Source organism: Bacillus jepli (genome assembly GCF_047238305.1).
Classification (GTDB): Bacteria; Bacillota; Bacilli; order Bacillales; family Bacillaceae_L; genus Ferdinandcohnia.
Window position 1 is genome coordinate 1436788 of sequence record NZ_JBDFMO010000001.1, and the last position, 26481, is coordinate 1463268.

20 protein-coding genes, 1 pseudogene and 1 riboswitch are annotated in these 26481 nt (G+C 41.6%); of the genes and pseudogenes, 13 read left to right on the top strand and 8 right to left on the bottom strand.

Annotated elements, in window-relative coordinates; all coding sequences use genetic code 11:
• Positions 1-135 precede the first annotated feature (135 nt).
• Positions 136-1284, top strand: a complete 1149-nt coding sequence (locus ABC371_RS07255; protein ID WP_412896175.1) for a M20 family metallopeptidase — start codon at positions 136-138, stop codon at positions 1282-1284.
• A gap of 81 nt (positions 1285-1365) precedes the next feature.
• Here the strand turns inward: ABC371_RS07255 and ABC371_RS07260 are convergent, their stop codons facing one another.
• Both ABC371_RS07260 and ABC371_RS07265 read right to left on the bottom strand, forming a co-directional pair.
• Complete coding sequence (locus ABC371_RS07260; protein WP_412899293.1) at positions 1366-2292, bottom strand: IS3 family transposase; 927 nt, start codon at positions 2290-2292, stop codon at positions 1366-1368.
• Positions 2193-2738 carry a helix-turn-helix domain-containing protein gene (locus tag ABC371_RS07265; protein ID WP_412896176.1) on the bottom strand — a complete coding sequence of 182 codons (546 nt, stop codon included), beginning with the start codon at positions 2736-2738 and terminating at the stop codon, positions 2193-2195. Before ABC371_RS07265 ends, ABC371_RS07260 begins: the two co-directional genes overlap by 100 nt.
• Positions 2739-2890: 152 nt before the next feature.
• On the opposite strand from ABC371_RS07265, the gene purU reads away from it, so the two are divergent.
• From purU to ABC371_RS07295, 6 genes are all read left to right on the top strand, one after another.
• On the top strand, positions 2891-3778 hold the full coding sequence (gene purU / locus ABC371_RS07270; protein ID WP_412896177.1) for a formyltetrahydrofolate deformylase: 888 nt from the start codon (positions 2891-2893) through the stop codon (positions 3776-3778).
• Positions 3779-3950: 172 nt separating this feature from the next.
• Positions 3951-4871, top strand: coding sequence for a ribose-phosphate diphosphokinase (locus ABC371_RS07275; protein WP_412899294.1), 921 nt, complete (start codon positions 3951-3953; stop codon positions 4869-4871).
• A 285-nt stretch (positions 4872-5156) separates the two neighbouring features.
• Positions 5157-6305, top strand: a complete 1149-nt coding sequence (locus ABC371_RS07280; RefSeq protein WP_412896178.1) for an SEC-C metal-binding domain-containing protein — start codon at positions 5157-5159, stop codon at positions 6303-6305.
• A gap of 104 nt (positions 6306-6409) precedes the next feature.
• Positions 6410-7066 (top strand): hypothetical protein, encoded by a 657-nt coding sequence (locus tag ABC371_RS07285; protein WP_412896179.1) that lies wholly within the window; start codon positions 6410-6412, stop codon positions 7064-7066.
• Between the two features lie 208 nt (positions 7067-7274).
• Complete coding sequence (locus ABC371_RS07290) at positions 7275-7445, top strand: hypothetical protein (protein ID WP_412896180.1); 171 nt, start codon at positions 7275-7277, stop codon at positions 7443-7445.
• Positions 7442-8578, top strand: a complete 1137-nt coding sequence (locus ABC371_RS07295; RefSeq protein WP_412896181.1) for a PD-(D/E)XK nuclease family protein — start codon at positions 7442-7444, stop codon at positions 8576-8578. Before ABC371_RS07290 ends, ABC371_RS07295 begins: the two co-directional genes overlap by 4 nt.
• A 215-nt stretch (positions 8579-8793) precedes the next feature.
• Here ABC371_RS07295 and ABC371_RS07300 read toward each other — a convergent pair.
• From ABC371_RS07300 to ABC371_RS07320, 5 genes and pseudogenes are all read right to left on the bottom strand, one after another.
• A pseudogene (locus ABC371_RS07300) lies at positions 8794-10098 on the bottom strand (nucleobase:cation symporter-2 family protein).
• Positions 10098-10688 carry a xanthine phosphoribosyltransferase gene (locus ABC371_RS07305; protein WP_412896182.1) on the bottom strand — a complete coding sequence of 197 codons (591 nt, stop codon included), beginning with the start codon at positions 10686-10688 and terminating at the stop codon, positions 10098-10100. Before ABC371_RS07305 ends, ABC371_RS07300 begins: the two are co-directional and overlap by 1 nt.
• A gap of 110 nt (positions 10689-10798) precedes the next feature.
• Positions 10799-10900: riboswitch (purine riboswitch) on the bottom strand.
• A 547-nt stretch (positions 10901-11447) separates the two neighbouring features.
• Positions 11448-12731: a M20 family metallo-hydrolase gene (locus tag ABC371_RS07310; protein ID WP_412896183.1), complete on the bottom strand. Its 1284-nt coding sequence runs from the start codon at positions 12729-12731 to the stop codon at positions 11448-11450.
• A gap of 579 nt (positions 12732-13310) precedes the next feature.
• Positions 13311-13841 carry a hypothetical protein gene (locus tag ABC371_RS07315; protein ID WP_412896184.1) on the bottom strand — a complete coding sequence of 177 codons (531 nt, stop codon included), beginning with the start codon at positions 13839-13841 and terminating at the stop codon, positions 13311-13313.
• Between the two features lie 155 nt (positions 13842-13996).
• Complete coding sequence (locus ABC371_RS07320; protein WP_412896185.1) at positions 13997-14479, bottom strand: sigma-70 family RNA polymerase sigma factor; 483 nt, start codon at positions 14477-14479, stop codon at positions 13997-13999.
• 531 nt (positions 14480-15010) lie between these two features.
• Here ABC371_RS07320 and ABC371_RS07325 point away from each other — a divergent pair.
• A complete protein-coding gene (locus tag ABC371_RS07325; RefSeq protein WP_412896186.1) occupies positions 15011-16198 on the top strand; it encodes an acetyl-CoA C-acetyltransferase in 1188 nt (395 codons plus the stop codon).
• 91 nt (positions 16199-16289) lie between these two features.
• Here the strand turns inward: ABC371_RS07325 and ABC371_RS07330 are convergent, their stop codons facing one another.
• A complete protein-coding gene (locus ABC371_RS07330) occupies positions 16290-17834 on the bottom strand; it encodes an ATP-binding protein (protein ID WP_412896187.1) in 1545 nt (514 codons plus the stop codon).
• Positions 17835-18326: 492 nt separating this feature from the next.
• On the opposite strand from ABC371_RS07330, the gene ABC371_RS07335 reads away from it, so the two are divergent.
• The 5 genes from ABC371_RS07335 to ABC371_RS07355 all read left to right on the top strand — a co-directional run bounded on the left by ABC371_RS07335 (position 18327) and on the right by ABC371_RS07355 (position 26178).
• Positions 18327-19118: an SDR family oxidoreductase gene (locus tag ABC371_RS07335; RefSeq protein WP_412896188.1), complete on the top strand. Its 792-nt coding sequence runs from the start codon at positions 18327-18329 to the stop codon at positions 19116-19118.
• Between the two features lie 156 nt (positions 19119-19274).
• Positions 19275-20276, top strand: a complete 1002-nt coding sequence (locus ABC371_RS07340; protein ID WP_412896189.1) for an ABC transporter permease subunit — start codon at positions 19275-19277, stop codon at positions 20274-20276.
• Positions 20277-20356: 80 nt separating this feature from the next.
• Positions 20357-23239, top strand: coding sequence for a S41 family peptidase (locus ABC371_RS07345; protein ID WP_412896190.1), 2883 nt, complete (start codon positions 20357-20359; stop codon positions 23237-23239).
• 53 nt (positions 23240-23292) lie between these two features.
• A complete protein-coding gene (locus tag ABC371_RS07350; protein WP_412896191.1) occupies positions 23293-23883 on the top strand; it encodes an ABC transporter permease subunit in 591 nt (196 codons plus the stop codon).
• A 9-nt stretch (positions 23884-23892) separates the two neighbouring features.
• The gene (locus ABC371_RS07355; protein WP_412896192.1) at positions 23893-26178 is read left to right on the top strand and encodes a S41 family peptidase; all 2286 of its coding nucleotides are present in this window, start codon (positions 23893-23895) and stop codon (positions 26176-26178) included.
• The last annotated feature ends 303 nt before the right edge of the window (positions 26179-26481 follow it).

Genomic DNA, 26481 nt, shown 5'->3' on the forward strand with positions numbered 1-26481 from the left:
ATGCTATAAAAATAGTAGCATGGGTTCAATTGTTGTAATATTGTTATAATATATAAATTTTTTTAGGGACACGAAATCTCTGTCTCAAATGGATGGGATAGGGAAAGCTCTGTCCCAATAGAAGGTGGCATTGTAATGGAACAGCAGGTTGTAGCATTTTTAAAAGAGAAAGAGTCTGAGATGGTGGAGGTTTTGAAAGGGTTAGTAGAGGTGGAATCTCCGTCTCACGATAAAGAAGCGGTGGACCAGGTGGGCAAGCAGGTTCAGGAGCTTTATAAAAAATATGTAGGTGGCTCCATCCAGAAGTTCAACAATGAGCATTTTGGGGATCACTATCGCTGTGAGTTTGGCGAGGGTGATGAGCAGATATTGATTTTGGCGCATATGGATACGGTTTGGCCAAAGGGAACGCTTGAAGAACTTCCATTCCGAATTGATGGAGACAAGCTTTACGGACCAGGTTCATTTGATATGAAGGGCGGCATTGTCCAAGGGTTGTTTGCACTGCATGCGCTGAAAACAATCCAGGTTCCTTTAAAAACAAAGGTTGTCATGTTGTTTACGACAGATGAGGAAATCGGAAGTGAGTCTTCACGCGATTTAATTGAAGCGGAAGCGAAAAAGAGCAAATATGTGCTTGTTTTAGAATCCGCGGCAGCTTCTACGAAAGGAAAGCTGAAAACCTCTCGCAAAGGTGTTGGCATGTTCACGATCAAAGTAAAGGGACGCGCTGCACACTCCGGCATTGAGCCTGAAAAAGGAATTAGTGCAATTGAGGAGCTTGCACGACAAACCCTTTATTTGCACGGCTTAACGGATTTTGAAAAAGGAACAACATTAAATATCGGACTAATAAAAGGCGGAAGTGCATCGAACGTGGTTGCTGCTGAAGCTGAGGCAGAACTAGATTTGCGTGTAAAAAGCAACGCTGAATTTGATCGAATCATTCCGTTGATTCAAGGTTTGACGCCATCTAAAGAAGGCTTAACCATAGAGGTTACGGGTGGCATCAACCGTCCAGTTATGGAAAAAACGCAAGAGATCACAAAAATGTTTGAAACAGCGAAGGAATTGGCGAAGGATTATCTTGGCTTTGAATTAGAAGAACAAGCAAGTGGTGGCGGCAGCGATGGTAGCTTTGCTTCACAATTTGCCCCAACCCTAGACGGATTAGGACCAGTAGGTGACGGCGCTCATGCTTCAAACGAGCATTTACTTATCTCGCAAATGCCGGTAAGAAGTGCCTTGGTTGCGTTATTGATTGAAAAACTGGCGAATGAATAAGGGACAAGGGGACAGGTTCAGTGTCCCAGAAAAAAAGGGAGGGACGCGGAATGATGTGACCCCCAAAAGTTAGAGTTTTTATTATGCAGCTAATTGACTGGTATGGAGTCGGTATTGTACTGGGCTCATACCCGTCAATTTTTGCTTAATACGCTTATTATTGTAGTATTCTATATAACTATCAATTTTCTCACTTAATTCCTCAAACGAACACAACGCTTCTCCATAATACATCTCTTGTTTTAGTAAGCCAAAAAAGTTTTCCATCGGTGAATTATCCAAACAGTTTCCTTTTCGAGACATGCTTTGGAAAATCTTATTTTCCTTAAGTGTTTTTACCCACTTTTTATGTTGGTATTGCCATCCTTGATCAGAGTGAATCGTTGTTCGATACTTTGAGTCTTTTACAATTTCAATTGCTTCCTTAAGTGGTCCGATCGTAAGATCCAAAGTTGGGCTTATACCCACTCCAAAAGAAAGAATTTCACCATTAAATAAGTCCATAATTGGACTAAGGTACAGTTTTACACCGTTTGAACACTTAAATTCTGTGATATCAGTTGTTAACTTTTGATGGCACACATTAGTTTGGAAACGACGATTAATAAGGTTCTTCGCGACCTTACCTATATTTCCCTTGTAAGAATTATATTTACGTGTTTTTCTATTAAATTTAATTCCTTTAAGACCGAGCTTATTCATAATTCGATGCACAGCCTTATGGTTCACTTTAAGCCCTCTATTACGCAACTCTAAATGTACTCGACGGTATCCGTAATTACCGTTATGTTCGTTAAATATAGATTGGATACAATCCTCTAGTTCTTGTTTTGGATTCGATTTTTTCATCAATTTTATATGATAATGATAGGTAGATTCAGGAATTCCAACTCTTTTTAATACGTCTTTCAGTTTGAACTTTTCTTTGAGTTCGTATGATAACGCTGCTTGTGCTTTTCGAGATAGCCCTCCGGATCCATCTGAAAAGCTCGCAACTTTTTTAAGTATTCTACCTCCAAACGAAGGAGTTCGTTTTCTCTTTCTAGTTTTTGTTCATTTGTCATTTCTTTATCAGACTTCTTATTTTTAGACATAGTAGGCCATCCTTTAATTTTATTCAGGCCTTCAAGTCTACCCTTAAGAAAATCCTGCTTCCACCCTGCTATTGTAGTAGGATTTGTTATTCCAAAATGAAGGGCGGCATCTGTTTCAGAAGAACCTGTTCTCTTTATAAAGCTTAATACATCTAGCTTAAATTGAACAGAATAAGGTTTGTTTATCCCCTTCCTTTTTAATCCTTCAGCACCAAATTTCTCGTAAACTTTTATCCACCTTTCAACCATTGATTTTGACTTTATCCCATGCTTCCTAGCTAGTGGTCTAATTCCTAGCTTTCCTTCTTGATACTCGTTAACCACCATTAACTTTAAATCATCACTATATTTCTTTGTCAAAATATACACACCCCAAATAATTAGATTTTACTCCAACTTTTGGGGTGCAATATAGAACCTGTCCCTCTGTCCCGAAAAGTTTCCGAATTGTTTAGACAACTCTCTAGGATACTGTTATAATATTCCTCATTAATTATTGTGAGGTAATGATCATGTATTTTAACAAGGAAGAGTTTCAAAGCAAACATCAGAATCACGGAAGATTATTGGTGAGCTGTCCGGACCAACCAGGGATCGTGATGGCCATCTCAGCATTTTTATATTCATTTGATGCCAATATCATTGAGTCCAGTCAGTATTCTACGCATCATCAAGAAGGTACATTTTATCTTCGAATTGAATTTGAATGCCCATCTTTAACGGAGAAAAAGTCAGAAATGGAGACTGCATTTTTAGAGGTTGCTGAAAAATTTTCAATGAAGTGGAAGTTAATTGACGTTCAAAACGTGAAAAGAACGGCGATCTTTGTTTCTAAGCAGCTTCATTGTTTGCACGAGCTTTTATGGGAATGGCAAAGTGGCGACTTAATGACGGAGATTGCGCTAGTCGTGAGCAATCATGAGGATGCAAGACCTGTTGTTGAAAATCTTGGTATTCCATTTGTCTACATTCCAGCGAACAAAGATATCCGCAAACAGGTGGAGGAACAGCAATTACAGCTATTAAAAGAATATGACATTGATTTGATTGTGCTTGCGCGGTACATGCAGGTGTTAACACCCGATTTTGTTGCTGCCTATCCAAATCAAATTATTAATATCCACCACTCATTCTTGCCTGCGTTTGTCGGAGCGAGACCGTATGAGCGTGCCTATACACGCGGGGTAAAATTAATCGGTGCGACCTCCCATTATGTAACGAACGATTTGGACGAGGGCCCAATTATTGAACAAGACATTACACGTGTGGATCACCGTGATGATGTAGCGAGATTGAAAAAAATCGGTCAAAGCATCGAGCGAAGCGTCCTTGCACGTGGAGTAAAATGGCATCTTGAGGACCGAATCATTGTGGATCATAATAAAACAATTGTGTTTTAAATACAGTAGGGGCGCCACGTTTGTGGGGTCTCTTTTAAGATTTCCAGAAAGATTCTGTCGGAATTTGTAACTTGGCACTATGTAAAGATTGTAAAGATAGGTTATATTATATATAGACTATTTTTTGCATGGAGGACGAACAGTGGCTTACCAATTGAATGAGTGTTTTAAAATGTTTAGTTTAAATTCAAATCCAGAACTAGCGGAGGAAATGGCAACGATACTCGGTTGTGAGTTGGGGAAATGTTCAGTTTCACGTTTCAGTGACGGAGAAATTCACATTAATATAGATGAAAGTGTACGCGGAAGCGAAGTGTACCTGGTTCAATCAACTTCACAACCTGCGAACGAACATGTAATGGAATTATTGATCATGATTGATGCTCTAAAAAGAGCTTCTGCCAAAAACATCAATGTTGTGATTCCGTATTATGGGTATGCCCGTCAGGACCGTAAAGCGCGCTCCCGTGAACCAATCACGGCTAAGCTCGTTGCAAATTTACTTGAAAAAGCAGGTGCAACCAGAGTCTTAACAATGGACCTTCACGCACCACAAATCCAAGGATTTTTCGACATTCCTGTAGATCAATTGCTTGGTGTGCCGCTGCTATCTGAATATTTTGCGGCAAAAGGTCTTGAGGATGTTGTAGTCGTATCGCCTGACCAAGGTGGGGTGGTTCGAGCTAGAAAAATGGCAAGCCAACTAAATGCACCAATCGCCTTTATTGATAAACGCCGTCCGAAGCCAAATGTGGCACAGGTGATGAACATCGTGGGTAACATCGAAGGGAAAAATGCCATTCTGATTGATGACCTCATTGACACGGCCGGAACAATCACACTTGCTGCAAAAGCGTTAATGGAAAGAGGGGCAAAAGGGGTTTACGCATGTTGTACCCACCCTGTCTTATCTGGCCCAGCGATTGAACGAATTGAGTCTTCACCAATTCAGGAATTGGTCGTCACAAATTCCATTCAATTACCAGAAGAAAAACAAATCGATAAAATCACAACCATTTCCGTGGCGACATTGCTAGTCAATGCAATCGACCGCATCCACAATGAAAGAGCTGTGAGTCCTTTATTTGAATAAAAAAATGAACGGGGGTCGTTCCACTAGGTGGGGCGGCTTTTTTTGCGTATATCAAGTTAACGCCGATAGAATTTAATTATCGTTGATAGAATAAAAATAACGCCGATAGAAATAGATTAACGTCGATAGAAATGAAATAACGCTGATAGATAACCTTGTGCTTACCCTCAATTTTTGTGAAAATGCCCCTATTTTCAATGAAAGATGGTTATAATGGGAATATTCAAATCAGTGAAATGATATTGATTCATAATCCAATAAACTAAATGGAAAGGACCCACTCCTATGTCATTTTTAGAAAAAATTAAACCACACTTACTGTCGGATGATATCCTAATCCAACAAACCGTCTTACATGCGCTTCATGAATACCCGAACGTTCCAGAGGAATGGACAGTAGAATTACTAATGGAAGCGTTCCGAAACGAAAAGAAACAATCTAACATTTTAATGTACATAGAAAATCAAACAATCAATGAAGAAGCGCTCAACATTTTAATCGACAATATCCCAAAAATGAACGAGACTAAGCGGCACCTCGCCCTAAACTTATTAAGTAATTTTGATACGTCACTTGCTTTTACATATAAAGAACAACTTGAAAAATATATTCCTAAACAAACCTGGGAGATCTACGAAATTATCGAAAATGGATCAGAGGAAGACGTTTATTCAATGTACGGAAAAGTATTGAATAAACTTGATCAATCATCGTCCCGAGGATCCGACTTTTACCAAGCGGCGAAAAAACTATCTGAGTGTATTGTGAAAAAAGGATGGGTAACGAAGGAGGAAATTGATATTGTGTTGTCCGAGGAAGCCAATGATGATTGGTTTTCCTCAAATGGAATCATGAATGTCTATATGGCCGGGTTACTAAACCTTGAAAAACATATCCCTCTCTTTGCAAGTTTGTTAACAAGAGATGATGATTTTTTGCTGGAGGAGGTATCGGCCGCATTAGTTCGATTTCAATCAGATCAGGTAGTCAAAGAGGTTGCTCCCTATGTAAGAGAGCCGGAGTCGGTCATCTATGCGGCGTCAATCTTAGGGAATATTAAAACGGATCTTGCGCTTCAGGAGTTACGAAAAGCTTATCGCGAAACGGATGAATTGGATGAGCAGGAGCCAATCATTGAAGCGCTTAGCTACCATTTTTCAAAAGAGGCTCTCCCTGAAATGAATGCCCATATGGAGTACGAATATGAATATTCCCTAATCGAAATAGAGCAAGTTGCTTACAGCTTCTACACAATAGTGGGAGAAAAACACCCAGATTTATTGGAATGGAAGAGGGTGGCAATGGGAAATGAGATGCAGTTCCAAAATACAATGATGGAACCAGCCCCGGTTAGAAATGAGAATAAAGTAGGCAGAAACGACCCTTGTCCATGTGGTAGCGGGAAAAAATATAAAAAATGTTGTGGAAAATAACGGTTGAACCCTGATTTGGGGTTCGCCGTTTTTGGTTTGCCATAGACTTGACATGTTCTGATTCCTCTAGGAATAAAGTAGTAAAAAAAAGGGGGAATTCATAAATGGTACGCCAACGACTAGGTGGCTATTTTGCAATCATTTCTGCGTTGATGCTGGTTCTTGTGATGGTTATTTCACAAACGGTTGTAGTAGAGGGGAAGGATGTTTATGAGCAAACGGTGCTTTCGCTAGCGACTTATCCATTGTTGAACTGGATATTACTTTTGGCCGGGGCATTTGCAATGATTTTAGTATTCTGGACGGTTGAAGCAATTGACACAAGACTTCGGTCAGGGTATCCAGAGATGAGTTCGAATGTATCCAGATTCGCCTACCTCCACTTGTTTTCCTACACCTTTTACATGCTGCTACCAGCTGCCGCCCTTCATGACCTCGTTAATAAAGATCAGAACATCCAAGAGGCCATCACGACCATTCATCCATTGATTGAACTCGGACTTGTTATATCTGTATTTTCTAGCATCTGTCTCAGTATTTGGCTCATTCAAGTAGGAAATCTCATTTTAAAAACAAGGTTGTTTTCAAAGGCTTTGGGCGTATTTACTATCATCATCAGCCTAATCGTACTCTTCTCAGGCGCTTATGAAGCGTTATACGGAAGAGGCTCGGTGATCGGAATCATTTCCAGTATCCTAACCTTTGTTGGAGCATTTGTTATATGGGAAATTTGGGTGGGAATCGAGTTGTTGAGGAGGTAAGAAATAGCTAACGTCGATAGAATTGAATTATCGTCGATAGAATGGAAATAACGCCGATAGAAATGGATTATCGCCGATAGAATCAAATTATCGTTGATAGAGCTTCAAAAAAAGGGGGTACAATTGTACCCCCTTGCTCCTTTTGCTGGATAAATAACCCAATCTAATTTAAATTATAGGTAGTACCTAATAAAAGTTGGTGGATTTTATGAATGGCGAGGAAAAATGTCCGCATTGCAATTCAAAATTGATTGAAGATGTTTGGGAATTGATTCATGAGGAGGAAAATGGAAGTATCGTTCAAGAAATCATCTACCCAGCACTCATTTGTAGCAATTATTGTGGTTATTATCAAAGACTTCGGGAGGATGACGTATGAAAAATAGACCTAATATCTTTAAATTTGCCACAAAGGAACTGACACAAGATGCTTTCATTGTTTGGAGTTTATCATGGATCAATCAGCCTGGGGATTTTCCTGAAAAGCGCTATGGATTGGACTTATTGCACACCATGTTAAAATTACATGATATTCATGTTCCGAATAACTTAATTGATTCAATAGAGGTTATAAGACAGTACAAAAACATTGATATCCTAATCCGTTTTAGTGTAGGTCGTAAAAAGTATCAAATTATCATTGAGGATAAAACAAACACGGCTATGCATTCTGGGCAATTAGAAAAGTACTTTAATCTATTAAAAAATGAAAATAATAAAGATGACGTGGAGATACTCGGAGTTTACTATAAAACCGGTTATATTTTTGATAATGAAGTTACCTATATTGAGCGATTTAATGAAAAGATAGGCAAGTTTAAAGTCTTTAATAGACTAGAAATGATTCATGTTTTGTCTACATACATAGATGTGATTTCAAGTGACATTTTCCACGACTATTATGACTACATTTTAGAACTGCAACAAGAAGAGGACCTTATAAAAACAAATTTGGCTTCAAAAGATTTAAATAAGGTAAAAAGCTCACTAAAAACGGATGTGGGCCAATGGATTTTTATGAAAGAGCTATTTGGAAAGTTTGCAGACGAAGACGATAAGACGTCAATTCGCAGAGGGAATAGTAGCGGTAGACCGTGGACGCAATGTTCATTCATACCATCGAATACGAGCGATGAATTTCCTGAGGCTTTATTTTATCGTTTGGACCGACGCAAAGAAGGTTATTATTTGTCGGTTCGTCAATATTACAATTACGAGGCCAATGCAAGTAAATTAAATAAACCAATAGATTCATATAGACGTGAAAAAGTAGAAAGGCTTCAAATTCTCATTAAGTTATTCGAGAACACTATGCAATACTTTAAAAAGGAAAACCCAAGCTATCTACTAGAAAACGGAAAAAGAGTAACAGATCTTGCTGGAAAAAAAGAGTCTGAAATTGGGGTATTTTTCATGAATGAAAAGAACACACCGGATAAGATCATGAAGTTTATTCCGGAGTTTCATCATAGGTTTTTGAAGGAAATAAAAGGGGAATGGGGGCTAGTTTAGCAGAGTGACACGCAGCCTCTTTCTTAAATATAGAAAAAAGTAGCTACATAGATAGCTACTTTTTCCAAATACTTATGAACTTTTGGTCTGCCGGTCTTCTTGCGGCATGTAATTGCAACGGCTGAGTGTGTGCCTGCACATTCAGTCTTTTTTATTTTGTAATCTATTTAAGAATATTATACAATATTGACCTTTGATTTTGCAATCAACCACTATTAAGATGCTTTCTGCCTTTCCAGTACCTGCACCGCTTTTTCTGTCGGTTTTTTCATGAAGATGAGGTTCATGACGATGGCTGTTAGGCTTCCGATAACGATTCCGTTGCTGGTTAAGATTTGGACGCCTTCTGGTAGGTTTGCAAAAAGGGTTGGCACGGTTGTGACGCCTAGTCCCATTCCGATTGAACAAGCCATGATTAATAGATTTTCTTGTGATGAAAAGTCAACTTTGCTTAGCATTTTGATTCCCGCAGAGATGACCATTCCGAACATCGCAAGCATTGCTCCGCCGAGAACGGGTGTTGGGATAACAGTCGTAAACGCGCCGACTTTTGGGATGAATCCAAGAATGATTAAAAATGCCCCAGCCGCGTAAATCACGCTGCTCTTTTTTACACCTGAAAGCTGGATAAGACCAACGTTTTGTGAGTAAGTAGTATAAGGAAACGCGTTGAAAATTCCACCTAAAATAGTAGCGATCCCCTATGCACGGTAGCCGTGTGATAACTCTTTTTCAGATAGCTTTTTACCTGTGATCTCACCGAGTGCGAAGTATACGCCTGATGCTTCAACAAGTCCTACGACAAGCACAAGAATCATCGTGATGATGGCTGATGGCTCAAATGTTGGCATACCGAAGTAAAATGCCTGTGGCATGTGTATCCATGACGCATCGCCAACGGCTGAAAAATTCACTCTTCCCATAAAATAAGCGACAGCTGTTCCAATAAGTAAACCAAGTAAGATAGCGATTTGGCGCATAAATCCTTTAGCAAAACGGTACAAAACTAAAATGAAAAGAAGTGTTCCGAATGAAAGGGTGAGGTTTTGAACCGAGCCGAAATCCGCGCTTCCAACACCGCCCGCCATGTCGTTCATTGCGACTGGAATAAGGGTGATTCCAATAATCGTTACTACTGACCCGGTCACAACCGGTGGGAAATATTTGATCAACTTTCCGAAAATCGTAGAAACGAGAACGAGAAACACCCCGCCGACTAAAATCGATCCGTAAATCGCGGATACCCCGTATTGACCACCGATTGTAATCATTGGTCCGACCGCTGTGAACGTACATCCTAGCATAACTGGTAATCCAATTCCAAAATATTTATTTTTCCAAACTTGTAAAAGCGTTGCGATACCACACATTAACAAGTCGATTGAAACAAGGTAGGTGAGTTGTTCAGCTGTTAAGCCGATGGCGCCACCGACGATGAGGGGCACAATCACGGCACCTGCGTACATCGCGAGTACGTGCTGAATTCCGAGAGAAGCGGTTTTAAATAAGTTTCTTTGCATTAGCGAGCAACCTCCATTTCCTCTAAAAATGTTACTTTTCCATCTTGTAAAGATTGGATGCGTGCCAGTGATTCAACTTTGAAACCTTTGTCGCGAAGCAACTTGCCCCCGTCTTGGAAGGATTTTTCAATAACTATTCCGATTCCAGCGGTTTTAGCGCCAGCTAACTCTACGATGCTAGCAAGACCAAGTGCAGCCTGCCCGTTTGCCAAAAAGTCATCGATGATCAGCACATTGTCCGTTGGTTCGAGGAATTTCTGGGAAACGGAGATTTCATTGGTTTCTTTTTTCGTAAAAGAATGAACGGACGCTGTAAGTAGGTCGTTTACGAGTGTAAGAGATTTTCTTTTTCGCGCAAAAATCACTGGCACTCCCAGCTCGAGGGCTGCCATCATGGCAGGCGCAATCCCAGAGGATTCGAGTGTTAAAACTTTTGTGATGCGGTCGTTTTGGAATCGGCGCGCAAATTCTTTGCCGACTTCGACCATTAGTTGTGGGTCTATTTGATGGTTTAAAAAGGCGTCGACCTTTAGGACGTGGTCGGAGAGGACGGTACCTTCGTTGAGTATTTTTTGTTGCAAAAGTTTCATTTGAGTTTCCTCCTTTAAAATGAAAAAGCCTGAACATCATTGCACTCCCCAATACGAGTGAGTCAATGACCTTCAGGCTTTCAACGAAGGAAAGTGGAATAAGCATAAATGCATTCCCATTGCTCACTCATAGTCAGCACATTTACGGTGCGCTGGTAGAAACTTACGGGCCCTATCCCCGTGATTATATGAGTGAATGCCGATATTCAAATGGTATGTTGGTATTATAAGACGGCAGCCGGGATTTGTAAATGGTGGGAGTTGGAAAAAGGGATGATTTGCGTGTTTGACATAATGGCGGATAGGCGGACATCGTGTTTAATAGAGGCTCAGAGACAAACGATGCATTCCGAGCTGGATAAATGTCTCTGAGGCAGTGTTTCGGGGACAAACTGAAGGGAAAAGTAAGGTGAATTGTCTCTGATGAAGCGGCTCAGGGACAAATAAGGCATATCGACTTGGATTAGTGTCTCTGAGACGGTGTCTCAAGGACAAAACGAAGCGAGTAATTATGTAAAATGTCTCTGAGAGAAGGTCTCAGAGACAAATTGACGATAATCGTTTTGTAGATTGTCTTTGAGACGGGGCATCAAAGACAAAATATTGCGAGTGCCTATGCGGAAGGTCTTTGAGTGCAGTTCCCAAAGACAAAACTAACTAAAGTTTTTTTTTTTATGTTTTTGAGCCGATATAATGGTCGCCCAACACGTCAAAAATCAAAAAAGAAAGCACAAAAATCGTGCATCCTTTTAACAACTGTTATTTATCATACCCCTCCAAAAAATCCTTCAACACATGCACAGATTGCACGCAGTCGCTTAAAGATGACCATTCGGCTGGGTTATGGCTAATGCCATCTTTGCTTTGGACGAAAATCATTGCTACCGGTAATACATGGCCGACAATCATGGAGTCGTGGCCGGCGCCACTAGGTAAATACACCGGTTCAATCCCTTGTGCGATCACAGATTTTTCGAGTTTTTGCTGCATATCCTCGCTGATCGGAACGGGTGCCTCGCGCAATGTTTCTTCATATTGAAGTTCGATCCCATGTGCCTTGGTAATGGACTTTGCTTTTTCAATGACCAGGTCAACGAGTTGATCCCGGGTTTCTTTTTTAATATCACGGATATCAACTGTTAGGTGAATTTCACCAGGAATGACATTGACTCCGTTTGGCAGTACGTCAACCTTTCCAACGGTTGCGACTGCTGAGGAGCTCACCTGCTCTGGCAACGATTGAACTTCGTAGATAAACTGGCTCGCTGCAACAAGTGCATCTCTGCGGTCGTCCATTGGCGTGTTGCCCGCATGTCCAGCGCTGCCCGTAAACGTCATTTTCAACCAGCAAGGTCCCGCGATTCCAGTTACAATCCCCACTGGCACCCCGGCGCGCTCCAATCTTTTTCCCTGTTCAATATGTATTTCCACAAATGCTTCAAGCTGTTTTAGATCTCTTTTTGAATTGAAAAAGTCGTCAACCGAAAGACCGATATCCTCTAAAACCTTTGTAAAAGAGTCACCATGGATATCTTTTTTCGGAAGAAGATCCTCTCTTGTCGCTTCACCGATCATCGACGAACTTCCACTAAAACCGCCATTAAATCTAGCGCCTTCTTCATCAGAAAAAATAACAACCTCAAATGGACGTTCCGGTACAAAACCTGTTTGTTTCCAAGCCTCGGCAACCTCAAGTGCCGCAAGCACACCAAGGGGACCGTCGAAATGTCCGCCGTTCGGAACACTATCAACATGGGATCCAGACAAAAGTGCAGGCAGATCAGGATTTTTGCCATTGAGACGTCCGAATACATTACCGGCTCCATCCTCGGTTACGGTAAGTCCTGCTTCTGTCATCCATTTCTTCACCAAATCCTTCGCGGCTTTTTCTTCGTGGGAAAACCCGATTCGGTGTGAGCCGTTATCAGAGGTTAATCCAATTTCTGATAGAGCGGCGAGTCGTGACGCCAAACGCTTTCCACTGACGCCGTTTTTATCTAATGAAAAATCATAATCTGAGATTAATTTTTCGAAAAAATTCATAGGGAGCGCTCCTTTACTAGATTTTTTCTATATTCTATCACATGGGTGTAAAAAATAACGCGAACAAATGTTCTGTTTTTACTAGTAATCTATTATCCGAAATGTTAAAATAGGGGTACAGTTACATAAAGCGGGTGGGCGGTTAGCCACTTCCTGAAAGAAGGGAGGTGGTCAGATGACGTCATACGAGGCAATGTCTGTGGCACTGCAATCTAATTTAGTTTTGCTAGGGGTCATAACAATTGTAGTTATGTTGGTCGTTGCAAACAAAAAGAAGTAACCGCCTATCCTCGCCTAGGATCTAAGTAGTTACTTCCTTTTGATATCACTTCTAATTTCATGGGCAAGCCGCTCACTTTGCGGCATGTAATTGTGTTGATCAGGTGTTGGCGCACCTGATCTTTTTTATTATATCTATATTATAAGCTTTATAAACGGTTATTTCAACTTCTTAGGAAGTCAATTTTGATGTAAAATTAGCGGCATATTTCCTCAGCTAAAGCGCAAATCTGCTAGTTTAAAACGCAATTCCGCCAACCCAAAACGCAATTCTTCCACCTTAACGCGCAATCCCAAGCACTACTCATAACTTCCCTGCACATCCAACGCCTTTTTCAACATTTTCTTCTTCTTTTCCTCGTATTGTTCTCGGAAAATCACAGCCTCGTCCTTCGAATAGCCGCCTGCCGCTAGTTCATCCTCGAGTTGCGCATAGATTTGCTCGAAGGATTCGTCGGTTTCAGTTTCCAGCGTCTTGAACTCGTTATAATAACTGCTCATGACCTGCAGAGCGGCAATGCCATCGGTGGATTCCTCAATGAAATCCTCTTTAGCCCGTGCCAGCAGATCCTTCGCCTTCTTTTTTGTTTCCTTTTCTAGATTTTCAAATTCAACTGTATATTTGTCTTTTATAACCGTCAAAGGATCCGTTGTGGCTGCAGTTTCAACCGCAGGCACCGGTTCGTCAGCAGGGACCTTTTTCTTGTCCAAATAAAGCTCGCGCTGTGGAAATTTCTCCACCTGAACTTGGACGGGGGTCTTTTCGTGGTGCACATACCAAAACACCCCAAGCTCCACAATGATTGCGAGAAGTAGCAACCTCTTAATCATGTTCTCACCTCACTATCCATTGTTGCCCAACGTCGCAATCCTAATCATTTATTATCCTCAAAAATGAACATAATCCCCAAACAAGCGCTTGTTTAAACACGGAGGCCCACATGCATTACCTGAAAAAATTCAAACAAACCTTTGGTTGAAAAAAGTTATCCTTCTAGCATAATGATTTTCCGCAATTTCTTAATAGCTTGTCGTCCCCAGGACTTTACAGAATCCACGGTAACACCATGCTCGTCGGCGATTACCTTATAGCTTTTATCCTCTATAATTCGCCCCTGAACCCACTTCACCTGGTTGTCCGTTAGCCCTTCGCCGTATTCTTCAATTACATTCACCGAGTTCCCCTTCGAGCCATCCGTAAGACTCAAGAAAATCAGCTCCCCCATAGGTCGACAACGCTCGCGGTGGAGAGCTTCCTTTTTTAAATGATCAAGAAGCTTTCCGCGAATCGTTGAATAAGCAAATGTCGAAAACTCAACACCTTTATCTGGGTCGAAACGGGTTGACGCTTCCCAAAGCCCGATTAAGCCACTCTGGTAAAAACACTCCTTGTCTCCGTACAACCGCAAGTCCTTAATCACTTGAAAAATCAATGGTTTATACTGTTCTGCAAGTTCCTCAAATTCCACAAAAATGGTCCTTTTAAAGAACGCGTTCCTCTTTTATTCCGCCGGTAAGTCCAATTTACTTGGTCACAGAAGGGGAGTCCAAAGCGTAAACTTCACGTACGAAGGCGGTGGGAGGAGGCCGTATGTAACGTTTGCTATAGTGAAACTTCAAGTATGCTTCCCTTTAAGTGAAAAAAACTTCAAAAAATTTGTAAAAAAGTTAAAAAGTGTGACGAAATTAACAGAACGTTGTTTAAAGAACGGTTATTATATAGGTAGAAAGTCACAGATGACGAATCGGCAGCGGTTTTCCTTGTTTGAAACGCAGCTCAGATTTATACATATATTTTGTAATACATACTTAAAGTTGAAAGCGTTTTACTTGCTTTCGATCCCCTTTATCCCACGTTTGTTTCCACTATCGACAGCCAAGTTCAACATAAACCCTAGGTGTGCAGAAATGTACACCTCCTTCCATGACGTTATTAGTCAGAATATTCGTTACATACCACAACCAACGTGGTAAACTAATTAAAAAAGGAGGTTTTGCCAATGGAATCAGTTTTCATTGTTGATGGAGCTCGTACGGCATTTACTAGTTTTGGTGGGGCATTTTCGGGGACAGGTGCAACGGAGTTAGGACGCGCCACCGCTGTTGAAGCAATGAAGCGATCCAAAGTCGATCCGGCTCAAATTGATCACGTCATTTACGGTAACGTCATTCATACGGAAAAAAATGCTTCCTATCTAGCGCGTCATATTGCCCTACATAGCGGCATTCCTCAAGAGGTACCTGCGTTTATGGTGAACCGCTTGTGTGGCTCTGGGCTACAATCTGTCGTTTCCGCCGCTCAGCATATTTTAGTGGGAGATTCCAACATCGTACTCGCCGGAGGAACAGAGAATATGTCTCAATCTCCTTATGCGAATTTTACCCAGCGGTTTGGTGGTTCAAAATTGGGCAATCTTCAATTTGAAGACATGTTACTGACGACCCTCACTGACCAATACACGGGAAAAGGCATGGGTATGACCGCTGAAAAACTTGCTGAAAAGTACTCAATCTCCCGTGAGGAGCAGGATAGATTTGCGATTGAAACAAACCAAAGAGCAGCAAAAGCAGCTGAGAACAGAACCTTTGCGGAAGAAATCGTCGCTGTTGAGGTGAAATCCAGAAAAGGAAGTATTTTAGTAGAAAAAGATGAGCATATCAAGCCGAATGCGAATTTGGAGTCGATGAGTAAATTGCGTCCTTCATTTATTGCTGACGGAACCGTTACCGCCGCAAATGCATCTGGTATCAATGACGGGGCAGCATCTGTTGTAGTTGCAGGTGAAAGAGCGGTTCGTGAAAATGGGCTCACACCTCTTGCGAAGGTAATTTCGTGGGGAGTAGCGGGAGTTGACCCAACGATCATGGGGATAGGCCCTGTACCAGCCATTAAAAAGGCACTCGAACGAGCAGAGCTTAGCTTAGCCGATATGGACTTAGTCGAAGTAAACGAAGCATTCGCCGCGCAATATCTCGCAGTTGAAAAAGAACTCGGACTCGACCGTGAAAAAACAAATGTGAACGGTGGGGCAGTTGCACTTGGTCACCCAGTTGGGGCGAGTGGTGCACGAATTCTGTTATCGGCAGCATACGAATTAAGACGTCGCGCTAAAAGATACGCGGTCGTCAGCCTCTGCATAGGTGGCGGCCAAGGAATTGCAATGGTCATCGAAAATACTAGCTTATGAGAAAGTGTGAGTCGCGGGTACAGGTCCCACGTCCCAACACGTTGAACAATGGGGTCCTTTTTTGGGACAGTGAACCTGTCCCTCTGTCCCATTACATCTCCAACAAATAATCTTTCAATGCCAGTTGCAGGGTGCCCTTCGACTCGGCGATATCGGCAAAGCTGATACCTAACGCGATCATTTTTTTCACAATTTCCGCTCGGATTCCGGTGAGAACTGTTTGGCAGCCCATCATTTTAACACCCTCAATCAGTTTCGTGAAGCGGGAGATGACCTCGTCTTCCATGAAGGCGACACCCGATAAATCCATGATTAGCGTACGGATATGTTCATTTTCAATCGTAGACAGGATTTTGTCCTCAATCGTCATGAGACGACGCCTGTCGATGCCACCAATCAACGGGATAATGTACGTATCCTGATTAATTGGAATGATCGGCACAGATAGATTTTCAACAAGTTGCCTTTGCGACTCCAGCAGTTCATCCTTGTACTTCGAATAGCTGATGAAAAAGTGTGTTAAAAAGTGGTCGAGGAGGATATTCATTTTTTTCTCAAGTGTGAAAAACTCGTCACGACTGGATTCGTTATTCAATAACAGGTCATAATTGTACAGGAAGTCCCAAAGGGTGCGGCGAATGGCTTGGACCCACTCGAGCTTGAACGCTAGTGTTAACGAATTTTTTGCCCATGCCATGCCTTCACGCTTAGCGAAGGTAATCAACTCGTGTTCACGTTCTTCGACGACATAGAGTACGAGTTTATGAGCGTTATCGACGAGATTAATGTTTCCAATCGTGTGAATTTCCTTGATTTTATCCTTCACATTAATGGCTTCCTCTAGCAACTTTTCTTCAAAATAGACTTTGTTTTCTAGGAAAAACTCTTTAATAGAATCTTTGTAGATGAGATTCAATCTTCTTACACCTCGATCGATAGGTTTGTGTTGTTTTGGCAATCTAATCGTAAACAATGTTCCGGCATTCAACTCACTGTCAACGGAGATGTCTCCGCCATGCTGGTAGACCACAGAGAAAACCTGGGCAAGTCCCATCCCAGTACCAGCATCTTTTGTTGAAAAAAATGGCGTCCCGAGTAGATTCATTTTTTCCTTCGGGATACCGACGCCTGAGTCCTTGATGGTGACAATCACATCCTTGTCGTTAGCACGGTGGGTAATCTGAATTTTGCCGTTCCCCTCAATTGACTCAATCGCATTTTTGATCAAATTAAAAAAGGCTTTCTTGAATTGATTTTTCTTACCGACAATGGTGGCATCCGTATTTTGAAAGTCCGACTCAATCTCAATTTCATACAATTTATCTAAAAAAAGATTTAAAATGGATTCTAATTCGGCCGCAAGATGGATCACTTGCGCATTCTCGTTTTCCAAATCAGGCTTGGACACCTGAAGCAAATTGTTCAAGGTAAGAAGCGCATTGTTGAGTTCGCTCTGTGCAATATCGAGGTACTCATGCTCTTCTTCCTGCTGTAAAAGCTGTAAAAATCCTTTTACGGCTGTAAGCGGGTTGCGCACCTCATGGGCAATCCCCACAGCTATTTGCCCAACGGAAGCAAGCTGACGTAAATGTGTATTTCTCCTTTGTCCTTCGTTTTCTGTATCATTTGGAACCATAAAAAGAAAGCCTCCCACATACAAACTTAAAAAACTGGAATTTTTTTGATATATACATAAAAAGCATACCGAAAAAATAATCATTACGGCAACGAAAACAAGCGGAAAACAATGGAATTTTTCGAAAAATACTACAAAAGTAGTAGGGACGGAGGGACAGGTTCCTTCTCCCAAAACACAAAGAAGAACGAAGCTGCAACTCAAATGAAATGTCTCTGAATCTACCAAACCCCAAATACTCCATCCTACCAAACTCACCTGCAAATAGTCATTTCGTATGAAGGAAATCCGCCGCAAAAGGAGAAGTAATAGGAAAGTTGACAATGATGAAAAAAGGTTCGACAGTATGTCTTTAATAGATACGGAAACAAACATAATTGAGAAATTTCCACGTATATTTAAGGTACCATAGGGACGGTTCATGTGGCTCCCTCGGAGCCAATGGAACCGTCCCTGTGGTCCACACCAAAAACCAAAAGGCAGGTGATGTAGGTGAGACATGCAGTTATTACAGCGGGAACGAAGGGCTTAGGAAGAAAAGTAACCGAGGAATTCTTGAAAATGGGATGCTCTGTGACAGTGAATTACAGGAGCGACGAGGCTCGCGTCGAAGAGCTTAAAAGTGAGTGGAACCCCTTTTTAGAATGCGTTCAGTTCGTACAAGGTGACATCACAAAAAAAGAGGACATCACAAACATTTTCAACCAGGCAATGAACCGCTTTGGTCGAATTGACTACCTCATCAACAACGCCGGCCCGTATATTTTTGAACGAAAAAAATTAGTAGATTACAAGGATTATGAATGGAACGAGATGATTGACGGCAATCTCAGCTCGGTGTTTCATTTTCTTAAGCTAACCATCCCCGTTATGCGGAAGCAAAATTTCGGCAGGATCATCACCTATGGCTTTCAGGATGCGGAGAGCGCACCTGGCTGGATGTATCGCGCGGCCTTTAGTGCCGCAAAAGTTGGGCTGGTATCACTTACGAAAACGATTGCCCTCGAGGAAGCCGAACATGGAATTACCGCCAACATGGTGTGTCCGGGGGACATAACCGGTGAGATGAAAGAAGCCTCCATCACCACAGCCCGCAAACAAAAAGACCCCGAAACGCCAATCGGTCGCCCTGGCACAGGAGAGGATATTGCTAGGATTATCGCATTTCTCTGTGAGGAAAACTCTGATTTCATCACGGGGAGTGTGATTTTGGCGTCGGGCGGAGTGAACGTCGTGAACAAAACAGGAGCAAGAGAACAAATCGATAAGCAAAGAAAAAGGTGACTCAAATCTTGGGTCGCTTTTTTCGCCTTTAAAAGGACAGGGTTTTGCCACCGCCCTATTGGAACTAAATAACAAATATGGTAAATTCAAAATAATAATAATTTTGTGAGATTTGGGACGAGGGACATGTCCCTCGTCCCAAAAGGAGATTACGTAATGGGAAATGTTGAGGCGAGAGTGCGGGATGTTTGTACAATTTTGTTTTTGATTGTGGTTGTGTTCGGGATCCGTTTGTTTTTGCCTGATGTTCCGGAGGCAACGGAGAACGAATTGAAATCATGGAACGAGTATATGCAGGTGATTCACCATACGGTATCAGAAGCCTGGAAGAATCATAGTTTGGGAACGACTAAAAATGGAGATGCAATCGAGGAGGTTGCGGTCGAACACTTTTCTAGAAGTCTAAAGATCGTGATTACATCCTTTTTCCTTGCGCTCACGTTCGGAATTTGGAAGGGGATTTTTGATTTTCGAAAAAGGAAACCTTACCAAAAGCTAGTTGGGGAAGGATTAACTAGCTTCCTTTCAGCGTTGCCGGATTTCTTTGTGATTCTCTGTCTTCAGTGGATCATCCTCTTTTACGTGCCGTTTATCTCCTGGTTTGGGCATGAGGAGTGGTATAGCTTTTTGCTTCCTTCGGTTTTGGTCGCCCTGTATCCACTTTTATATGTGGCAAAGGTGACGACCTCAGCTTTGAATGAAGAAAGTGATCAGGTATTTGTAGCTGTCGCAAGGTCGAAGGGGTTAATCGAAAAAATCGTCACGTACAAGCACATCCTTCGTAATAGCATGGTCCAAATCATCAGCCATCTTCCGTCGATTATGGTCTATGTTCTATCAAACTTGTTGATTGTGGAGTGGCTGACAGAGTATAAAGGCGCGGCCTATCGATTGTTTCAGACGGTTGATAAGAAAAATGTGATGACAAAACTTTCAGGAGCGGACGTTGAGAGAGTCATAGAAACGGGGATGATTCTTGAATTAGCGTTGGGCTTTATGTTGCTCTATTTCGTATCAATCCTTGTCAGCAAGTTCTTATTACGCATTGTCTCTCCATTCTATTCAACAACGATGTTAGTTAAAGATGTAACAAGACAACTGATTATAATTATTCCTGCAATGGCTGGGGTTTCACTCTTTCTTTTATATATCATTTAAAAACTAAACACAGACCTTAGTTGGGAGAAACGGAGCGGGACCAAGAGAACCGTCCCTCTGGTCCGTAGGAGGTGAATCACATGAAAAATTGGTATTTACGGATAGGGGTTTTACTCGCCGTTTTACTTGGGGGCACCATGTTAGTGGGTCCGAATTTTGTTGAAAATGAGCTCGAGCCTGAACGTCTACGATTTTATGATGGTGGGGAATTTGAGAAGGCTCCGTTTCCTCCTTCTGCCGAAAATCCACTTGGTACGGATGCAGATGGGATTGATATTTTTTCTGTCCTTATTCATGGTTTGGATGACACGGTGGGGATTATTTTACTAATCACAATGATGACTTTTTTGATAGCGATTCCGCTTGCGTTTTTAGCGAGCAATCAACAAGGTCTTGCGCATTGGATCATACAAGGGTTGAGTTATCTTTTTTCGAGCTTGCCACCAATCTTAGCGGTCGTATTGATTCTTTCCACCCCTTATGTGGATTCATCGCCGATTCGGAAAGAACTCATGATTCTCACTATAGCCATTGTCGGGGTTGGGCGAGTGGGTTATCTGTTTCAGCAGCAAATCTTCCAGCTCTCCGAAAAAGAGTATATGCATGCAGGTCTCATCGTAGGGAATAATCCTTTTCAAATGTACATAAAACATTATCTGCCGAATTTATGGCCAAGCCTCATGTCGAATTTTTTCTTGGAGGCAGGTCGTGTCACTTTATTAGCAGGGCAGCTCGCGTTATTCTCCTACTTTTTCAAGCAGAAGCTTGTCATAAAAGACGTAGGTGACTATGAATGGCAAAGTGCGGACTTTGATTGGTTGTCATTTTTAGCGAGTGGACGAACGGAAATCATACATGCGTTTTGGATTCCATTGTTTCCGGCACTTGCGATTGCCATTCTGATGGTTACTTTTCAGCTCTTAGGGGAGGGATTGCGCCTAAAATTTCACACCAAAAATTCGAAGCAACAAAACCGGTTCCTCCACCATGCCCATTTATTTTTCGAGGGGCTGTGGTTTGACCATATAAGATGTCCCCTCATAAAAATAGCAAAAAATCCAATGGTGCTGAGCCTTGTATGCCTAACTATTTTAATCAGTCATTCTTCTCAATCTATTCCAGCTTTCACCCCGGCAAGCGGGACCAATGGCTGGGTGGATAAGGAAAGACAGCTTGCAAATGTTACGGCGTTTGCCAACCTGTACGGATATGTCCGCTTTTTTCATCCAAGTGATGAAGTGGAAGAGGTAGATTGGAATCAATTCGCCCTTTATGGAATGGAAAAAATCATTGGATCCAAAAATGAACAGGAATTAAAAGAGAACCTAGAGGAGATTTTTCAACCAATAGCGCCTACTGTAAAAATCTACCGAACGGATGAAGAGTATGACCGATATTTGCCAGATTATAAGAAACTACGAGACCCAGATTACGAATTAGTTGCTTGGCAGCACGTGGGGCTTAATATAAAAGAAAATCTATCATTTATGCCCTTATTAACTGAGGAAGAAGCGCAAGATAAATCACTTATAATAGCACTGAATCAGTTTTATAAAAGTAAACGGGTGTATTATTCATTTACTTATGGAAAATTCTCAATATGGGCTTTCCCACTTTTTTCACATTTTCCTAACGAAAGAGATGTGATTGAGGAACCAATTAATCAAGAATTAAAAATTCAATTGCCTCTAACACTCGTGGCATACCAAAGGTCAACAGACGTGGAGGATGAAAACCAGAAATTTGAAGTATTGCAGAATCACCTTAAAAACATCGATGTTTTTTCTGCAGATATAATGGATCCCATTGTCCAGCTCAGCAATATGGTGATCGTATGGAATATCGTGAAAACCTTTTATCCTCATTATGAGATTGTGGATGTAGACATGAACCAGCAGCTTAATAATGCGATAAAGGAATTGCTTCCAGCCAATTATGTGAATTACGTCAAATTTAAACATGTGTTAGAAAAAATGCTCAGTTCGCTTAATGATGGCCATATAAATATTACTGATAAGCAATATTATACGAGTAAATATTTACCCTTCTGGGCAGACGTATTTGATGGAGAGGTTGTCGTAACCGCTGTAAGTGAGGATTCTCCTTTTAAAGTAGGCGACGTGATTGTCGAACGATCTGGTGAATCAGCTATTGAGTGGATCAATGAAATAATTAAACTCGAGTCTGGGACAAAGCATTATCAAGAATTTGCTGCGTTAAAACGATTTGTTCGCGATCTGGATGGCCGAGGACAGGAAGAATTCACGGTAAAAAGGAATGAACAGCTCCTCAAAATCAAAGTGGCCTATCAACTTCCATCACTAGTTGATCGCTTTAACCGTTCTTCCGAGGAAGGATACAAAAATCTAGGAAATGATATCTATTATGTGAATATCGATCATGTTACAAAAGAACAGTTGAAAGTAGCTTTGGAGGAGTTTCATCATGCAAAGGGGATTGTCTTTGATTTCAGGGCCTACCCAGCTATTGATTTAGGTGATCTACTCGATAAATTTTCGGATGAGGTTGTGTACACAATGCCGATTAATGTTCCGCGAATCATGTACCCGAACGAACCTCCAGTTGAATTTGAGGAAAATCAGGCAAGTTACCCTCCGGATGATGAGGTTATTACGAGTAAAGTGGTGGCGTTAATCGATGGAAGTTGTATAAGTGCATGTGAAACATACGCTGGAACATTCAAGGGTAACGGGCTTGCGACGATGATTGGAGGACCAACAGCTGGAACAAACGGGGCAATCAATCTTATAAAACTACCAGGCAACATGGGCGTCTGGTATACGGCCATGCAAGCACTAAATGTCGACTGGTCCCAGCACCATACGATAGGGGTTCAGCCAGATATCGTAGTAGAACGAACGCGAGAGGGCGCATTGGAAGGCAGAGATGAACAGTTAGAAGCGGCGCTTGAGTATTTGAAGAGAGAGATAGATGAGCAATAGGTGTTTGGTAATGTGGAAAGTGGACAACGGACCTGTTCTAGGGGGTGACTCACATGAAAAATTGGTATTTGCGGATCGGGGTATTGTTGAGTTTCTTGCTTGGGTGCACGATGTTAATTGGGCCAAACGTTGCAAACACAGAGCTCGAACCGCAGCGTATAAGATTTTATTCAGATAGCGAATTTAAGAAGGCTCCGTTTCCACCTTCTACAGAAAGTCCACTTGGTACCGATGCGGATGGAATTGATATATTTTCCGTCCTCATTCATGGGTTGGATGACACGGTCAGGATTATTTTGCTAATTACAATGATGACTTTTTTAATGGCGATTCCGCTTGCTTTTTTAGCTAGTAATCAACGAGGTCTTGCGCATTGGATTATACAAGGGCTGAGCTATCTTTTTTCAAGCTTGCCACCTAACTTAGCGGTTGTGTTGATTCTTTCTACCCCATATGTGGATTCATCACCGATTCGGAAAGAGTTGATGATTCTCACTATAGCCATTGTCGGGGTCGGTCGAGTGGGCTATCTGTTTCAGCAGCAAATCGTCCAGCTCTCACGAAAAGAGTATATGCACGCAGGTCTCATCGTGGGGAATAATCCTTTTCAAATGTATATAAAACATTACCTGCCGAATTTATAGCCAAGCTTTATGTCAAATTTTTTCTTGGAGGCAGGTCGTGTCACTTTATTAGCAGGGCAGTTAGCGTTGTTTTCCTACTTTTTCAAGCAGAAGCTTGTCATAAAAGACGTAGGTGACTATGAATGGCAAAGTGCGGACTTTGATTGGTTGTCGTTTTTAGCGAGCGGAAGGACGGAAATCATTCATGCGTTTTGGATTCCATTGTTTCCGGCACTTGCAATTGCCATCCTGATGATTACCTTCCAACTCTTAGGGGAGGGTTTGCGTCTAAAATTTCACACCAAAAGTGCGAAGCAACAAAACCGGTTCCTCCACGATGTCCACTTATTTTTCGAGGGGCTGTGGTTTGACCATGTAAGAGATCCTCTTATCAAAATGGTCAAAAATCCAATGGTGCTGGGCCTCGTGTGCTTATCTATTTTAATCAGTAATTCTTCTCAAGCAATTCCGGCCTTCACCCCAGCAAGCGGGACAAATAGTTGGGTGGATAAAGAAAGACAGCTTGCAAATGTCACGGCGTTTGCCCACCTGTACGGATATGTCCGCTTTTTTCATCCAAGTGATGAAGTGGAAGAGGTGGATTGGAATCAATTTGCCCTCTATGGAATGGAAAAAATCATTGGATCCAAAAACGAACAAGAGTTAAAAGAGAATCTGGAGATGGTTTTTCACCCGGTTGCGCCTGCTTTAAAAATCTACCAAACTGATGAAGAATATGAGCTGTTTTTGCCAGATTATAAGAAACTACGAGACCTAGAATACGAGTTAGTTGCATGGCAGTACAAGGGACTTAATATAAAAGAAAATCTATCATTTTTGCCTTTCCTGGCTGAGGAGGAAGCACAAGATAAATTATTTATAGATATACTGAATTTGGAATATAAAAGTAAACGGGTTTACTATTCCTTTTCTAATGGGACATTTTCAATGAGGACGCGCCAGCTTTTCTCTCATTTTCCAAACGAAACAGAAGTGATCGAGGAACCGATTAATGAAGAATTGAAAATTCAGTTGCCGCTTGTCCTATTAGCACAACAAGGAACCACAACTTGGGATGGTGAAAACGAAGAATTTATTGCATTGCAGAACCAACTTGAAAAAATCGATGTCTTTTCTGCAGATACAATGGCCCCAATTGTCCAGCTTAGCAATACAGTCATTGTATGGAATATCGTGAAATATTTTTATCCGTATTATGATATCGTCGATGTGGATATGAATCAGCAGCTGACTGATTCGTTAAAGGAATTGGTGCATCCTGCGAATTACGTAAGTCATGTTGAATTTAAAAGAGTGTTAGAAAAAATGCTCAGACCGCTTAATGACGGGCACATTAATGTAACCGACAGACAATACCACGTAAGTAAATATTTACCTTTCTGGGTAGATGTATTTGATGGGGAGGTTGTCGTAACCGCTGTAAGTGAGGATTCTCCTTTTAAAGTAGGCGACGTGATTGTCGAACGCTCTGGGGAATCAGCACTAAAGTGGATAAATGAACGAATAAATCAGGGGTCAGGGACCCTACATTTTCGGGAACATATCGCATTACAACGTTTTGTTGTCGACCTTGATGGGCGAGGAGAGGATTTGTTCACGGTTATCCGAGATGGACAACAGCTTGAAATCAAAGCGATATATCACCTTTCGACATCTGTTGATCGCTTTAACCGGTCTTCCACAGAAGGATTCAAATACCTTGGGAACGATATCTATTATTTGAATTTCGATTATATGACAGGGGAACAGTTGGAAATCGCATTGGAGGAGCTTCAGCACGCAAGGGGGATTATTTTTGATCTAAGGAGTTACCCTGCGATTGATATGTCACCACTACTTTATAAATTATCGGACGAGACTTATTACACAATGCCGATTAACGTCCCTTATATTATGTACCCGAACGCACTTCCGGTGGATTTCGATAGAAATATAGGAATCATCTCTCCGAAACCTGAGACTTTTAAGAGTAAATATGTGGCCCTAATCGATGGAAGCTGTATAAGCGCTTGTGAAACATATGCCGAAGCATTCAAGGGGAACGGGCTTGCGACGATGATAGGAGGACCAACTGCTGGAACAAACGGATCTATCAATCTCATAAAACTCCCAGGAAACATGGGCGTCTGGTTCACAGCCATGCAAGCACTGAGTATAGACGGGTCTCAGCACCATATGATAGGGGTTCAGCCGAATATTAAAGTAGAAAGAACCCGTGAGGCTGCACTCGAAGGTAGAGATGAACAATTGGAGGCGGCGGTTGAGTATTTGATGCGAGAGATAGATGAGGATTAAGGAGCTGGATGCACCAAGCTCTACCGTTTTGAACTGGGGACCGTGGAAATTTAACTTTATTAATCAAAAAATGCCTATCATTCATGTGTAACTGCTCATGAAAGATAGGCATTAGTATTTTAAAAATTCATGGTTTCCCTGGTTTTGAAATTACTATTTAAATATATTGAAATAGCAATTCAGATAAATCTGTACTAATCGTGAATTATTAATTCAAACAAACGTTTGTATAGCAGTTTAAGAAAGGAGTGACGTCCAACTGGAATTTCAAACAAGCGTTTGATTGGACGAAATTTGTGCATC

Bases quoted from the DNA above. Each gene is read 5' to 3' on its own strand.
- ABC371_RS07255 (WP_412896175.1), top strand. From the start codon at position 136: ATGGAACAGCAGGTTGTAGCATTTTTAAAAGAGAAAGAGTCTGAGATG.
- purU (WP_412896177.1), top strand. From the start codon at position 2,891: ATGTATTTTAACAAGGAAGAGTTTCAAAGCAAACATCAGAATCACGGA.
- ABC371_RS07275 (WP_412899294.1), top strand. From the start codon at position 3,951: ATGTTTAGTTTAAATTCAAATCCAGAACTAGCGGAGGAAATGGCAACG.
- ABC371_RS07280 (WP_412896178.1), top strand. From the start codon at position 5,157: ATGTCATTTTTAGAAAAAATTAAACCACACTTACTGTCGGATGATATC.
- ABC371_RS07285 (WP_412896179.1), top strand. From the start codon at position 6,410: ATGGTACGCCAACGACTAGGTGGCTATTTTGCAATCATTTCTGCGTTG.
- ABC371_RS07290 (WP_412896180.1), top strand. From the start codon at position 7,275: ATGAATGGCGAGGAAAAATGTCCGCATTGCAATTCAAAATTGATTGAA.
- ABC371_RS07295 (WP_412896181.1), top strand. From the start codon at position 7,442: ATGAAAAATAGACCTAATATCTTTAAATTTGCCACAAAGGAACTGACA.
- ABC371_RS07305 (WP_412896182.1), bottom strand. From the start codon at position 10,688: ATGAAACTTTTGCAACAAAAAATACTCAACGAAGGTACCGTCCTCTCC.
- ABC371_RS07310 (WP_412896183.1), bottom strand. From the start codon at position 12,731: ATGAATTTTTTCGAAAAATTAATCTCAGATTATGATTTTTCATTAGAT.
- ABC371_RS07315 (WP_412896184.1), bottom strand. From the start codon at position 13,841: ATGATTAAGAGGTTGCTACTTCTCGCAATCATTGTGGAGCTTGGGGTG.
- ABC371_RS07325 (WP_412896186.1), top strand. From the start codon at position 15,011: ATGGAATCAGTTTTCATTGTTGATGGAGCTCGTACGGCATTTACTAGT.
- ABC371_RS07330 (WP_412896187.1), bottom strand. From the start codon at position 17,834: ATGGTTCCAAATGATACAGAAAACGAAGGACAAAGGAGAAATACACAT.
- ABC371_RS07340 (WP_412896189.1), top strand. From the start codon at position 19,275: ATGGGAAATGTTGAGGCGAGAGTGCGGGATGTTTGTACAATTTTGTTT.
- ABC371_RS07345 (WP_412896190.1), top strand. From the start codon at position 20,357: ATGAAAAATTGGTATTTACGGATAGGGGTTTTACTCGCCGTTTTACTT.
- ABC371_RS07350 (WP_412896191.1), top strand. From the start codon at position 23,293: ATGAAAAATTGGTATTTGCGGATCGGGGTATTGTTGAGTTTCTTGCTT.
- ABC371_RS07355 (WP_412896192.1), top strand. From the start codon at position 23,893: ATGTCAAATTTTTTCTTGGAGGCAGGTCGTGTCACTTTATTAGCAGGG.